The organism is Pedobacter nanyangensis (assembly GCF_003313505.1).
GTDB classification, from domain to species: Bacteria; Bacteroidota; Bacteroidia; order Sphingobacteriales; family Sphingobacteriaceae; genus Pedobacter; species Pedobacter nanyangensis.
This window is the reverse complement of the sequence record NZ_QMHO01000010.1, coordinates 33,759-48,120: the sequence shown is the minus strand read 5'-3', so window position 1 is coordinate 48,120 and position 14,362 is coordinate 33,759. Positions and strand designations below refer to the sequence as shown.

Below are 14,362 nucleotides of genomic sequence, written 5' to 3'. Positions count from 1 at the left end.
GCAATGTATCTAAGTTTGTTTTTACAACGATGCTATTTCACCTGGAATAAAGATAGAATTAGTCCTTAGAATTTTTTTTAGTTTTTAAGGTGTTCTTTCTGTATTCAGAGGGCCTTAGACCAGTTTCTTGTCTGAATATTCTCGTGAAATGACTTTGATCGGAAAAGCCTGTCAGATAGGCAATTTCAGATAAAGAATAATCACTTGTTTCCATAAACACAATCGCCTTTTCAATCCTCAGTTTTCTAATGTATTCGCCAAAGGAGAGGTTGTCGAAATATTTGGAAAATTCTCTGGATAGGTAAGCAGAATTTACATTCAACTCGTTTGAGACATCGGCAAGGCTTAGAGCAAGATTTGTATCAATCTGATCCTGAATGATTGTTTTTAATTCTATTGCCCAAGATGGTATTTTACCTGTATTTCCCTTTTTGAGAAATTTGTGATATACATCAACCAGCAATTGTTCTACAGGACTTTCAGTATGTTTTACATTTTGAAGATGTTTAGCCCAGGTATAAAGGGCATCATAAATCACCATTCCCGCCTGCAATAATTCCTGATCATCTTTAATGTTATAGGCCATACCTGCGGCTATTGCCCACAGACCTGATGATTGGCTGGCTACATGGTGGCTATCTGTATCTGCTCCCCTTACGATGGGAGCCATAATATCCAGAGCGGGATCATTCAGCTTATACTTTTTTATAAGTGCATCAAAGGTACACATGCCATGTTGGTGGGTAAGCTCTACACCAAGGACATCAAAAGGAACTGCGTCAAGCTCGGTAGCCTTTTCGATAACCTGATCGAACGGAACATAGTAGAAATGGGCACTTTTATCAATGAAATTTTTGATTAGCCAGGGGCAGGCGATTCGATCTATTTTTGGTCTTTCACGGGTGATCCAGTTCATTTCTTTAATTATTATTGATCAAACTTAATATTAATCAAGTAAACACGTAGGATTTTTTAAACTTAAAGAACCATAGGATACTTTATTTACCATAGACGTTAAATAGGACCAGATATTATTATGGTCAATCTACAGAATATAAAACGTTACAAATACGTTACGGAGCAAAATTTTGAGTTTTAAAAAAAAGTGATTAAATTGCTTCTGTAAGTCAGAAAAGCATATTTATACGTCATAACAGGACGGTTAGGCTAGAAGACTCATAATCTCTTGGTCGCTGGTTCGAGCCCAGCTGGGCCCACTATAAAACCGTCTTACAAAGAAATTTGGAGGCGGTTTTTTTTGTTTTTTCTGATGCTGATTACCGTCAGCAACTATGCCTTTAGAAAGCCCTCTAAGGCAGTTTTACATAATTTTTTGTTTAACTACACGTAAAAACGTTACGAAATAGTTACGGTTTTGCGTGCTAACCCAAAAGAATTATGGCAACCGTTAGCGCCAAGGTGTTCGAGCACCACAAGAAAACAGATGGCACCTATAATGTAAAAATCTGTGTACATCACAAAAGCGACAGAAGGTATCTTGATACCGTTCACTTTGTAGTCAAAAAGCAATTGACTGCCAAAATGAAAATCAAGGACAGTTTTGTCAATGACCTAATCGATGAACAGCTCAAAGGCTACCGCAAGGTCATCAGCGAGCTTGGCGAAAAGCTTAATTTTTTCACAGCTGAAACTTTGAGAGAATACCTGCGTGAAAAAGATGCAGATGTTGATTTTATCAAGTTCTGTGCATTACACATCGCACAAAGTGTAAAAGATGGAAGGAAAGGCACGGCCCACAACCATCGTGTGGTGCGCAACAGCCTGGTCGACTATTTTAAAAGGGAAGCTGTGTCTATTACAGAAATCAATTCAAATATGCTGCTTTCGTATGAACGATTTTTGAGGGGCAAAAGGACAATGGTACGCCCCAGTGGACAAAAAGGCCTAATTAAAGAAACAACAAGCAAAGGACTTTCCGATAGTGGACTTTATAACCACATGCGTGACCTGCGTACACTGTTCAATGCCGCCCGCAATATGTACAACAATGAAGATTTGGGCATTTATCGTATCAAACACTACCCGTTCAAAAAATATAAGATAGGTTCTGCCCCACTGACCAAAAAGAGGAACAATACTTTGGAGCAGATCAGGATCATTCGCGATTGCGTAACCAAACCAGAAAGCCGGGCAGAACTGGCGAAGGAGCTTTATATGCTTTCATTTTATCTGTGTGGCATGAATGCAGTAGATTTTTATCATTTGACAGAAAGTAATGTAAGAAACGGGAGGATTGATTATAACCGCTCTAAAACAAAGAGCCAGAGAAAAGACAATGCTTTTATCAGCATCAAAATTATCGAAGAGGTCAAGCCTTTGCTGAAAAAATACATTGAAAAGTTAGCTATCCGTTATGCCAGTCCTGATAGTCTGAACAAAGCCTTGTTGATGGGAATGAAACAGTTGCGAAAGCTTACGAGCCTATCGGATCTTACCCTTTACTGGGCAAGGCATACTTTTGGTACCATCGCCCGTAATCTTTGCAGAATGAGTAAGGATGATGTAGCACAAGCCTTAAACCATGTGGATAGCGAGCATACTACAACGGATATCTATATCGAAAAGGATTGGAGCATTGTCGATGATGTGCAAATCAAGGTCATTACCTTATTGAGAAGGTTAGATATCAAGATCGCCGCCCAACAAAAGAAATTAGCTGCATTAAAAAATGCCGCATAATACTTATACTTGCATGGTTCAATCACTGGACTATGCAGGTTCATCTAATCAATCGAATAGCTTAAATTTGTTTTATCATGAAAAATCTAATTTTGTTTTTCCTGACCTGCTTCATTGCGACAATGGCCTTTCTAGGTGGTCTATCGATGAAAAACCCTTTGCCTGCATTTCTGGTAGGTTTTGGGGTATGGATGCTTTTTCTTTATAGAATAGCCCGCAAATAATTTTATTGTACTAGCCAAAATTTGTTTTTATCTGTTAACGATAATTTGCATGTCCGTGTTAATTCAGATGAGACTTATATAAAGTCCTTGTTAGATGGATGCTATCAGAATTTTAAATGGTATCGCAAGAACTTTAGCTAATGAAAGTGGCATAGGAAATTATGTACTTTAGAAACAAGAGGTATTTAGTACCACTAAATTTTGGATTCCGTCAATAGTGAGTAGGGGTCAGTAGAATTGGATTTTCCATTTTATGGTAGATTTTATTTTTTTGTATTCATCCAGTTATTATTCTTGGGATGTTAAATCTACTTTTCACTACGGTCTAACCATAATTATTTCAGTTTATCCTTGTCTTTTAAAATCAAAACCCAATCATTTTTATCTCCTTTTGTAGGGCTGGTTAAGCTTGTTGATTGAAACTTGGAATAAGCTTGCCATTTGGTGAATTCTCCATTACGAGGATTATACCAGCGTAATTTTTTGAACTGATGTGCCTTTAGAGTAATAGTTCCGCCTTTGGGCAAATAAATAAGCGAGTGTTTCATCGTAGAAGAAGCCACTATATGCAGACTGTCGATTGCACTGTTCTCTGCCAAAATATAATTGTCGGGTTTTAGTTCATTAAAAGGTATAGTTTTAAATAACTTGATAAGATGCTGTAGCTGTACGGCTCCGGGTCTTTGTAGGCTTTCTTTCCAATCCGTTATACAGGGAATAACAAATGATGAGTTTTTTTCGAACATCTGCCAAACAGCATTATGTCCGTAGGTAAATCCACAGGCACCAGCCAATATATTTCTGTAGGCGGCTAACCTTACATCATAATCTCCGAAAAAGCCCAGTTTAAAATGTGCAGTATCTTTTAGGGAGTTGTCATTATTCAATATAGTTTTGTGAACTTTGAATTCTGTATCGAAATTCATATAATTCCAAAACGCCACGGGAATGTCTTCATAGCAGGGTTCTGCATCTAAAAAGGGTTTTGTGGGTGTCTTATCATAATCTTTTTTCGCAAAATGGTAAACTTCCATGTGTTTTTTTGCATGTCCTGTTTGGTAAATATTAAAATCTAGCCAAGGTTCGTTATGAAAGAAATCAGAAGATGATTGTTCGCCAGCAGGGTGATAGGTAATGAGGTGCCTACCTCCGTCTCCCTCTGTTAAACCTTTCGCCATTGCCCTCCATATTTCTATCGATTCTTCAATAGGGTTTCTATCGCCACCTAAAATCCACACCACATTGTCGTTCTTATATCGTTTACCGAGAAATCTTCCATAGAAATAGGCATTGGTCTTGTTAAATATAATAGGTCCGTTTCCTAAACGATCCGAAATAACCTTATCGCCCCAGGTAGGCAAGATGGCCATTACCAAATTGAGCTTGTTAGCTTTTCTAATTACCTCATCTACATGTCTAAAATAGAGCTCGTTGGGTTTGTTTGGATCTAAATCAATAAAAGGTACATCGCCATTGGCATTAGGTTTTTTAAGACCATCGTCTTCCGCCAATAAGGTGGCCTGTATTACCGAAAAGCCCTGTGCTGCCCTTGTTCTTAGATAATAATCCGAATCATTTATATTTAATTTATGGAACAGTTCCCAAGCAGTATCACCTAGCCAAAAAAAAGGCTTGCCATTTTCATCGGTTAAATACCTTTGATTACTGCTGATTTTTAGATTTTGAGCATATAATACATTGGATAAAACGAGAGAAACCAATACAAAAAGAATATATTTCATTTTTATGATGATGTAATTTAAGCATCAATTTATAATACTTTTTTAGTTTATATGCAAAATAGACAAGTAAACATAAGCTTGGGCTATAAAAGTATAGATTGAGTGGCGTTCAGGGATAATTATCTCCACACTTTGGTTAAAAAAGTATGAGCAGCTTAATGTGGTTTCTAATAAATTTGATATTATCAAACTTCTTTTAAATTGAAATATCTGTATCAGATGAGATATATACTATTCTTTCTTGTTTTTGTTTGTGTTAATGATAGTTCAGCAGGTATTAGACTTCCCAAGCTGTTTGGTAATGGGATGGTGTTACAGAGAGACGAGCCTATAAAAATTTGGGGCTGGGCAAACCCTAACGAAAAAGTAACGGTAAGTTTTAAGTTTCAGCAGAAAACTGTTAAAGCCGCTATAAACGGTACATGGCAATTATTTCTGGCTAAAGAACCTGCCGGTGGCCCCTATCAATTAATAATAAGAGGAGGTAAGGAAGGCATTAGCATAGATGATGTGCTTTTGGGTGATGTTTGGGTATGCTCTGGTCAATCTAACATGGAATTTGCCGTAAGCAGCTCTTTAAATGCAAAAGAGGAAATTGAAAATGCCAGTTTTCCTTTAATAAGACATATAGAAATTCCTAAAGCAATGGCCTATCATCCAAAAGATGATTTGGATAGGACAGTACAATGGAAACAGGCCAATTCGGAAAATGTGGGTAGGTTTACCGCAGTGGGCTATTTTTACGCGAAAGCCTTGCAAGAAAAACTAAATATCCCCATTGGGCTTATCCATACTTCATGGGGAGGTACAGATATAGAAACTTGGATAAGCAGAAGCGCATTGGAAACAAGCAATCTTTTTACAGCCGATAATATGGCTCGCAAAAATGTAGACCTAGAGCAACTGATTAAGCAACGGAAAATTGATATTATCGGAAGTATGCAAAAAAAACAAGACGGCTTTCCTAAGGATGCACTTGTAAAAACATTTCAAAACACTGCTTTTGATGATTCTAAATGGCCACTCATTAAATTGCCAGGGTTGTGGGAACAATCTATAGAAAATTTTGATGGTGTGGTGTGGTTCCGTAAAACAATAATCTTATCGGCAGATTACGTGAGTGGGGCAGGTTTGTTAGAATTGGCTAGGATAGACGATTCTGACGAAACCTATGTAAATGGTATTAAAGTAGGTGGCCTTAAGGATAAATATAGCGATAAGCGTACCTATCCCATATCGGCAGGTATTTTAAAACAGGGCGAAAATGTGATAGCCATTAGGGTAGAAGATACAGGTGGTGGCGGTGGTATATACGGAACGCCAGATGAGATAAAACTTACCATCGGAGATAATATGATATCACTTGCCGGCAACTGGAAATATCAAGTAGAAAGTGTCTTCGAAAATTCGTCTTCTAATACAGGAAATATAGGCAACCCTAACGATTATCCTACACTTTTGTTTAATGCAATGATTTATCCCCTAACTAAGTTTGCTATAAAAGGCGTCATCTGGTATCAGGGAGAAAACAATGCAAATCGGGCCTATCAATATCGTACAACTTTCCCTTTGCTCATTAACGATTGGCGTACACACTGGAATCTTGGAATATTTCCTTTCTACTATGTACAGTTGGCCAGCTGGAGAGGTGCTAACGGAAATAGCAATGCCGGTAGCTCGTGGGCAGAGCTGCGTGAGGCACAATCGCTTACACAATCCACGACAAATACCGGAATGGCAATAACCATTGATATTGGGGAAACAAATGATATCCACCCTAAAAATAAGCAAGACGTAGGAAAACGTTTGGCGGCTATTGCGCTAAACAAAACATACGACAAGAAAAATGTTTTCTCTGGACCTGTACTGGATAACTATACTATTAAAGCAGATAGTGTAATTATTGCCTATAAAAATGTTGAAAATGGCCTACTAATAAAAGATAAGTATGGATATGTTAAAGGATTTGAGTTAGCAGGGTCCGATAAAAAGTTTCATTACGCGATGGCCAATGTAACCCACAACAAAATTATATTATCTAGTAAAAAGGTTAAAAAACCAATAGCCATAAGATATGCATGGGCCGACAACCCTAACGATGCAAACGTATTTAATAAGGAAGGTTTTCCAGCAGTTCCCTTCCGTACGGATGATTGGGAAGTGACTACACGACATGTGAAGTACTCTATCAACTAGTTTTTATAATAACAATAATATGTTTACAGCCTAATTATATATAGACTATCTATATGTTGAAAATTACGGTCTAAAAAAACTACTTATTTTTTAAGTACGGGAAAAACTTCAATACTATACATATCTAAATATTTAATTTACGTTTTTGTACGTGTTTTGGACAAAAAAGTATTATCGCTTATACTAACAAATTCCCAATTTTGATACACAATGTCTTAACGCACTAAGTTTGAAATTGTTTCTGCATTATTCTACAGGTAAAGAAAAGGGCAGGAGATATTGTAAACGAATTAGAAATTTATTCGTGAAAGTAGGATTAGTTTTCTCATCGAATAAAAAATTAAGTATACTAACCAATATATTAAACCAAATTTAAATGAAAGTATGTCGTAACTTTTTTTACCCTTTTCGTTCATTAGAAAGTGGTGAAAAATCGAAATTTTCTAAATGGAGAAGGAATTGTAGAAAGCCTCCATATCTATCAAGGAAAATTCATCTTTTAATTGTGGCCTTATCTTTTTGTTTTCTCGGCGTTAATGCACAAACAGGGATTTCAATAACAGGAACAGTTAAAGATTTCAATAATCAGGTGTTGCCTGGTGTTAGTGTCAAGATAAAGGGCACTAGTACTGCCACAGTTACCGATACAAAAGGAGCATATCAAATTCAAGCTAAAGACTCTGAGAGTATTCTAATATTCGCTTTTCTTGGAATGGATCCAAAAGAAGTGAAGGTCGGTAGTAATAAAGTTATCAATGTATCTCTGAATGAATCAAGATCTTTATTAAACCAGGTCGTGGTTATAGGTTATGGAGAAACAACCAGAAAGGATTTAACGGGCGCCATTGGTCAAGTTAACATTACCGATTTACAAAAAGCACCTGTTAAATCATTTGATGAGGCACTTGCAGGACGTGTTGCAGGTGTATCTGTAGGTACTAATGATGGCCAGCCCGGCTCAAACACCAACATTGTAATAAGAGGAACCGGAACATTAACCCAAAATCCAACACCTTTATATGTAATTGATGGTTTCCCAACCGAAGATGCTAATAGTAATTCTATTAATCCTTCAGACATAGAATCTATGGAGGTATTAAAAGATGCGTCTGCAACAGCTATCTATGGTGCCAGAGGAGCAAATGGTGTGATTATCATCACCACTAAAAAAGGTAAAGCCGGAGCGCCGGTAATTACCTATAACGGCTACGCCGGATTTTCGGAAAATCCAAAACCAATAGCCCTAATGAACGCCTATGAGTTTGTAAAATATCAGGCCGAATTAGAGCCTGTATATGCACAGAATGCTTATCTGAATGCAATGCCATTGGAAGACTACCGCAATGTGCCCACCATTGATATCCAAGACCAGATTTACAAAAGCGCAGCAACCCAAAATCATGAATTTTCATTGAGAGGTGGAAACACAACTACAACCTATGCAGTTTCTGGAAATGTGCTAGATCAAGATGGTATTATTATCAATTCTGGATTTAGACGTTATCAAGGTAGGATTAGTTTAGACCACAAAGTGAACAAATGGGTGCAGGTAGGTACAAACTTAAATTACGCAGCAACAAAAACCTTTGGAACCATTGCTACAGAAACAGCTTATAAATACACTTATAGTAGTTTAGCTTTAATGTATAATGTTTGGGGCTTTAGACCTGTAGCAGGTGCTGGAGAGCAAATAATAGAAGAACTGTTTGATCCATTAGCTGTTGCCGGAGACTTTCGCGTAAACCCTATCATTTCGGCAAAAAATGAACTAAGAGAAACTAAGGTGAACAGTTTGAATGCAAATGCATGGGCACAGTTTAAAATTTTACCAGAATTAACTTTCAGAGTATCTGGCGGAGTTGCTAGTACGATGGTAAATAGAAACATTTTTTTCAATTCGTTAACAGCCCAAGGAAATTTTCGCAGGGTAGAAGGGGTAAATGGCTCTGTTGTATTTAATCCTATCAATACATGGTCAAACGAAAATATCTTAACCTATCAAAAAATATTTAATAAAGCACACAATGTAAATATTGTTGGCGGGTTTACCATGCAGCACCAAACCAATAAATATTATGGTTTAGAAGCACAACAGGTAATTAACGAACAGCTAGGACTAGATGGATTAGACGAGGCATTAACCAATATCAATTTCTCAAATGGCTCACTTTGGTCCATGGCATCTTTTCTTGGGCGTGTGAGGTACAACTATAAATCCAAGTACTATTTTACCGCTTCGTTCCGTAACGATGGTTCTTCCAAATTTGCTCCTGGAAAACGTTGGGCATTTTTTCCTTCGGCAGATGCCTCTTGGAGAATGAAGGAAGAAGACTTTTTTAAAAATATTAATGTCATATCGGATGCCAAGCTTCGTGTGAGCTATGGGGCATCAGGAAACAATAGGGTGTCAGATTTTCCATACATCACTCAGTTGTCGCTTCCGCGTTTTGGTGGTTATTCTTTCAATAATGCCGCCCCTACACGTGGCGCATTGTTAACAGCTTATGGTAATCCAGATTTGAGATGGGAAACTACTGTACAGGCAAATATTGGTTATGACCTATCCTTATTCAAGTCTAGATTGAACATTACTGCAGATGTATATAGAAAAACAACAAAAGACCTATTGATAGAAGCAAACTTGCCATATTCCACCGGATTGTACAATATATACAACAGAGCTACCGCTTTTAAGAATATTGGTAAGTTGAGAAACCAAGGTCTAGAATTGACCATTAACACAGTGAATATCGATAAGCCAAATTTCAAATGGACATCCAATTTTAATATCAGCTTTAACCAGAATAAGATACTGGAACTATATGAAGATATTTCATCTATCACTAGTCAGGTTGCTTTTGATAGCGATTTTAGCAGTGTCCCTTCATATATTTCACCTGTGGGCAAATCTGCGGGTAACATGTATGGCCTAGTTTGGGATGGTGTTTATCAATATTCTGATTTTGACAACATTGCAGGTGTATGGCAATTAAAAAGCCACATAACCACCAACGGGCAAACAAATGTACGGCCTGGAGATATTAAATATAAAGATTTAAATGGCGACCTCAAGATTGATATTGCAGATTTTACCGTAATAGGACGTGGTTTGCCAATTCATACAGGTGGTTTTACCAATAATTTCTCTTACAAAGGATTCGATTTAAACATATTGTTTCAATGGTCTTATGGTAATGATATTATAAATGCAAATCGTTTATTGTTTGAAGGTAATGCTAAGAGATTAAGGGCCTTGAACCAATATGCAACTTATGCAGATAGATGGCAGCCCGATAATCCTAGTAATACACTTTTCGCTACCGGAGGGCAAAGAGATGCATACTTTTCTAGTAGGGTGGTTGAAGATGGTTCGTTCTTAAGATTAAAGACTGTAGCATTGGGCTATAATTTTGAACAAGATTTGGTTAAAAGGCTAAAACTAAAAACCTTAAGGGCTCATTTTTCGGCACAGAACATCTTTACTTGGACCAAGTACTCTGGCTCAAATCCAGATGTTTCGACCAGACATTCTGTACTTACGCCAGGATTTGATTTTGCATCATATCCATTGGCAAGAACAATAATTTTCGGATTAAGCACCTCATTATAAATAGTATACAATGAAAAAGAACTTAATATTATTAGCAGTTGTGTTACTATGTAGTACATCTTGCAAGAAATTTTTAGATACCAAACCCACAAATTTTATCACCCCAGAATACAACACTATAGCCCAATTGGAAACGGGTTTAGCGGGTGTTTATGATGTATTGGGAACTGTTTATCAAGATGTATATCCTTATTGGCTAAATGCTACTTCAGACTTAAGTTTAGAAAGATCTGGATCTTCTAATAGTACAGTTTATGTTTATAGTCCAGCTGATATAAGGATAACTGATCTATGGAGGCAATTATATCAAGGTATATATAGAGCCAATAATATTCTTGCTGTGGTAGATAATCCGGCACTTGACGAAAAATCTAGAAACAGAATAAAAGGTGAAACGCTGTTTTTAAGAGCATATTTCAACTTTTTGTTGGTAAGTAATTATGGTGATATACCACTATTGTTAACATCAAATCCATCAATTACAGAGCTAAATATACCCCAAACTCCCCAAAAAGATGTTTATGATGCGATTGTAAAAGATATGATTACAGCTGAGGGTTATGTAGATGCCGCAGGAACAGGTGTAGCAACATTTGGTGGTAGAGTATCGAAATCTGCAGTACAGGGTATCTTAGCACGTGTATATCTTAAAATGGCGGGCTATCCCTTAAATGGAGGAATACCAATGTATAAAGAAGCATTAAATTGGGGCTTAAAAGTGAAAAGCTCGGGAAGTCATGAGCTGGAAGCAGACTATCGTGAAGTATTTAAACGCTATGCTAGAGATCAATATGATATTAAGGAAAGTATCTGGGAAGTAGAATACTATGGTAACGGTACAGGAGGGTTGCAAGAATATAGTTATGTAACAGGAGGTCGTTTTGGCATTCTTTGTGTAGATCAAAGCAAAGGCAATAGTTCAGGGCTAATTTTTGCTACGAGAAAACTCTATAACCTGTACAAAGAAAGTGCAGAAAGTACACTTCCTATCAAATCTTCTTATGACATTAGACGTGATTGGAACATTGCTCCCTATCATTGGGGTTCGGGAACCACAGCCGTTTATACCGCCAATTCCGACCTTCACAGAAGATATGCAGGCAAATGGAGACGCGAATATGAAACTCTCACTCCCAAAGGAAATAATGTTACTGGTGAGAATTTTCCGTTGTTAAGATATTCGGACGTATTGTTGATGATAGCAGAAGCTGAAAATGCAGTAAATGGTCCAGCAAATGCGGCTCAGTATGTTAACGAGGTAAGAAGAAGAGGATTTGGGATTCTATATGGTAATACCGTTAAATCTATTACAGTTACAAATGGAGGAACAGGCTATACTTCGGTTCCAACAGTAACGGTGGGCGGTACGCAAATAACAGCTACGGCTACAATAGCAGGTGGTGCTGTTACAGCTATAAATATTACTGATTATGGACAGATAACCAAAACAAATGGTTATGCTGCACCCCCAACTATAACCATTACAGGAGGTGGCGGCACTGGTGCAGTTGCGGCAGCAGTTTTAACACAAAATGCAGATGCAGATTTAACTGCTGGAGACATTGCTTCTCCCGGGGCCATGTTAATAGCCATAAAAAATGAGCGTGCTAAAGAGTTATGTTTTGAAAGCTTGCGGAGATCCGATTTAATTAGGTGGGGTAATTTTGTAAATGATATCAAACAGTATGCAATAGATGCTAGAGCTATTGGCGCAATTGATGGAATGGTAGCTTGGACCAATAATGTTACAGCAAGGTCAGTTTTGTTTCCTATTCCTATCTATGATATCACGTTGAACAAAGCATTGGTACAAAACCCAGGATATTAATCAACTAAATAATTATATTCCAATGAAGAAATTATATATCATTTTACTGGCATGTATTGTATTATCATGCAGTAAAGAAATGGAAGTAAATGAGCCTAAATTTGAGGTAACAACTGAAAAACTTACCTATAAAGTAGGAGAGCCTATAAATTTCAATTTTACCGGAAGGGTAGAGAATATTACATTTTATTCTGGTTTGCCCGGGGCCGATTATACCTTTAAAGATAGGACCGAATTGGAAGGAGGTACACCCCAAATCAGTTTAAACACCCAATATGGTGGAGGAGGAACACAAATCAACTCTCTAAAGCTGATGGTTACAACAGAACTTACGGCACTAACTAAAGAAGCTGTAATAGCCGCCGACTGGACTGATATCACATCTAGAGCTACAATTACTACAAATACTACTGTGGTGCCATCGGGAACTATGAATTTATCAGATATTGCCAAGCCTGGTAAGCCCTTATATTTTGCCTTAAAATTTGTAGGAGCACAAGACCCTACAAAAGCAGCAGGTAATTGGATTATTCCTGCATTTAATGCATCCACTCTGTTAACCGATGGAACAATTTTGCCTATCGCCAACCTACAAAATGCTGGCTGGTTAGCTTTTTCTATTAAAAACGATGCCAATAGCTGGACTGCAAGAGGTAACCCTATTGCGGATTTAGTAGTTATAGGAGGTGGTCCAAATGCGCCAGAAAGTGAAGATTGGTTTATTACGAAACCACTTTTCTTTACAAAGGTTGCCCCAGATAAAGGTTTAGCAATCCAATATATTAGCAGTAACACGCTAAGCAGCTACAAGTTTGCAGGATATACACAGCCTGGAAAATATAAAGTAGCTTTTGTGGCATCAAATGCAAATGCCGATGGTCAGAAATCGATTGTGAGGCAAATAGAAATTACAGTAACGCCATAGCTAAAAGTAATAATGGAGCAAAGAAGAAATAGGTATTCTAATTAAGAAGGTATGAAGTTTATGTATGTAAATATGTTTGGTAAATTATTATTGGTTTTCTTTTTAATTGTAACCTCTTGTGGCAAAAAAAAGGAAAATACAGTAGTCGAGACAGTTGCGCCAGACGGTGTACAGCTTAAACCACAACCTTTTGGTACCAACTTATCTGGAGCCGAGTTTGGCGCAAACGTACCAGGGCAGCATCAACAAGATTATAGTTATCCGCTAGTAACAGATTTGGATTATTTTAAATCAAAAAACATGATGTTGGTACGCTTGCCGTTTAAATGGGAACGAGTACAGCCAGTCTTAAATGGGCCGTTAGATCCAGTAGAACTTAAAAGACTTACCGATTTTATAGATGCTGCGGCTGTTCGCGATATACTCATCATACCAGATGTACATAATTTTGCACGTAGGGTAGTTAACGGAAATAGGGAAATAATAGGCACTAGCCTGGTCCCAACAACGGCTTTTACCGATTTTTGGGGGAAACTTGCCGAAGTGCTGAAAACAAAGAAAAACATTTGGGCCTATGGCGTTATGAACGAACCTTTCAATATGCCCTCTAACATTGCGTGGTTTAGCATTGCACAGGCAACTATCAACAAAATTCGTGAAATAGATCAAAAGACAGCTATTTTAGTTGGTGGCGATAGTTACAGTTCTGCCGAAAGATGGCCTCAGGTAAGCGAAAATTTAAAAACATTACGTGATGATACAGATAACCTTATTTTTGAGGCACACGTATATTTTGACGACACTTCTGCTGGGACTTACGATGGTACGTACGACCAAGAAAAAGCAACACCACAAACTGGTGTAAACAGATTGCGCCCTTTTGTGGAATGGCTAAAAACCAATAAAAAAAGAGGTTTTATAGGAGAATATGGTATTCCAGACGATGACCCGCGTTGGCTGGTAGTTTTGGATAATATGTTGAAATACATGAAAGAAAACAATATCAACGGAACTTATTGGTCTGCCGGGCCTAGATGGGGAACTTACAGACTAGCTATCCAACCGCGTAATGGCATAGACAGACCACAAATGCAAATACTTCAAAACTATCAGGCCACCTCGCCTACACAAAAATAA

8 protein-coding genes are annotated in these 14,362 nt (G+C 37.6%); 6 read left to right on the top strand and 2 right to left on the bottom strand.

From position 1 onward, the window contains the following. Positions 1–58 precede the first annotated feature (58 nt). Positions 59–916 (bottom strand): chromate resistance protein ChrB domain-containing protein, encoded by an 858-nt coding sequence (locus DUT71_RS15140; protein WP_113663392.1) that lies wholly within the window; start codon positions 914–916, stop codon positions 59–61. 482 nt (positions 917–1,398) lie between these two features. On the opposite strand from DUT71_RS15140, the gene DUT71_RS15130 reads away from it, so the two are divergent. Then, complete coding sequence (locus DUT71_RS15130; RefSeq protein ID WP_113663391.1) at positions 1,399–2,700, top strand: site-specific integrase; 1,302 nt, start codon at positions 1,399–1,401, stop codon at positions 2,698–2,700. Between the two features lie 559 nt (positions 2,701–3,259). On the opposite strand, the gene DUT71_RS15120 is transcribed toward DUT71_RS15130, so the two are convergent. Then, positions 3,260–4,666 carry an apiosidase-like domain-containing protein gene (locus tag DUT71_RS15120; RefSeq protein WP_113663389.1) on the bottom strand — a complete coding sequence of 469 codons (1,407 nt, stop codon included), beginning with the start codon at positions 4,664–4,666 and terminating at the stop codon, positions 3,260–3,262. A gap of 219 nt (positions 4,667–4,885) precedes the next feature. Here DUT71_RS15120 and DUT71_RS15115 point away from each other — a divergent pair, with 219 nt between their 5' ends. The 5 genes from DUT71_RS15115 to DUT71_RS15095 all read left to right on the top strand — a co-directional run bounded on the left by DUT71_RS15115 (position 4,886) and on the right by DUT71_RS15095 (position 14,362). Next, positions 4,886–6,862 (top strand): sialate O-acetylesterase, encoded by a 1,977-nt coding sequence (locus DUT71_RS15115; protein WP_113663388.1) that lies wholly within the window; start codon positions 4,886–4,888, stop codon positions 6,860–6,862. A 505-nt stretch (positions 6,863–7,367) separates the two neighbouring features. After that, the gene (locus tag DUT71_RS15110; protein WP_240186957.1) at positions 7,368–10,472 is read left to right on the top strand and encodes a SusC/RagA family TonB-linked outer membrane protein; all 3,105 of its coding nucleotides are present in this window, start codon (positions 7,368–7,370) and stop codon (positions 10,470–10,472) included. A 10-nt stretch (positions 10,473–10,482) separates the two neighbouring features. Beyond that, positions 10,483–12,300 (top strand): RagB/SusD family nutrient uptake outer membrane protein, encoded by a 1,818-nt coding sequence (locus tag DUT71_RS15105; RefSeq protein WP_113663386.1) that lies wholly within the window; start codon positions 10,483–10,485, stop codon positions 12,298–12,300. A 22-nt stretch (positions 12,301–12,322) separates the two neighbouring features. After that, positions 12,323–13,225 carry a DUF5017 domain-containing protein gene (locus tag DUT71_RS15100; RefSeq protein WP_113663385.1) on the top strand — a complete coding sequence of 301 codons (903 nt, stop codon included), beginning with the start codon at positions 12,323–12,325 and terminating at the stop codon, positions 13,223–13,225. Positions 13,226–13,276: 51 nt separating this feature from the next. Beyond that, positions 13,277–14,362 (top strand): glycoside hydrolase family 5 protein, encoded by a 1,086-nt coding sequence (locus DUT71_RS15095; RefSeq protein ID WP_205313963.1) that lies wholly within the window; start codon positions 13,277–13,279, stop codon positions 14,360–14,362.

Coding starts and splice junctions, on each gene's coding strand:
- DUT71_RS15140 (WP_113663392.1), bottom strand. CDS start 916: ATGAACTGGATCACCCGTGAAAGACCAAAAATAGATCGAATCGCCTGC.
- DUT71_RS15130 (WP_113663391.1), top strand. CDS start 1,399: ATGGCAACCGTTAGCGCCAAGGTGTTCGAGCACCACAAGAAAACAGAT.
- DUT71_RS15120 (WP_113663389.1), bottom strand. CDS start 4,666: ATGAAATATATTCTTTTTGTATTGGTTTCTCTCGTTTTATCCAATGTA.
- DUT71_RS15115 (WP_113663388.1), top strand. CDS start 4,886: ATGAGATATATACTATTCTTTCTTGTTTTTGTTTGTGTTAATGATAGT.
- DUT71_RS15105 (WP_113663386.1), top strand. CDS start 10,483: ATGAAAAAGAACTTAATATTATTAGCAGTTGTGTTACTATGTAGTACA.
- DUT71_RS15100 (WP_113663385.1), top strand. CDS start 12,323: ATGAAGAAATTATATATCATTTTACTGGCATGTATTGTATTATCATGC.
- DUT71_RS15095 (WP_205313963.1), top strand. CDS start 13,277: ATGAAGTTTATGTATGTAAATATGTTTGGTAAATTATTATTGGTTTTC.